The sequence below is a fragment of the Legionella navarrensis genome (assembly GCF_052527415.1).
In genome coordinates, this window is sequence record NZ_JBNVZR010000068.1 from 1 (window position 1) to 249 (window position 249).

Below are 249 nucleotides of genomic sequence, written 5' to 3' on the forward strand. Positions count from 1 at the left end.
AACGGCGTGCCTTTGCTGCAGCTGCTGAATATAGGCCCACATAAGATCTATAAAAGCAAGTTCATGGATCCTGGGGTCGCTCGTGACTATAAGGAAAAGCTGAATGCTGATTCGTTGATAGATATCATGCGTTACGAAGACACGCTTGAATCGTCTGCGGCCGCGATAAGGGAGCCTGAGAAGAAACGGGTCGTCCACTCGTACCATCAGGATTTCATTGTGTTTAACGATGCTCAGAACGAGGCGCGT

1 protein-coding gene is annotated in these 249 nt (G+C 49.0%); it reads left to right on the plus strand.

All coding sequences use genetic code 11. The features are described 5' to 3' along the window. Positions 1-249, plus strand: a 249-nt coding sequence (locus ACQUTA_RS13145; protein WP_444988719.1) for a hypothetical protein, incomplete at both ends; no start/stop codon positions are given.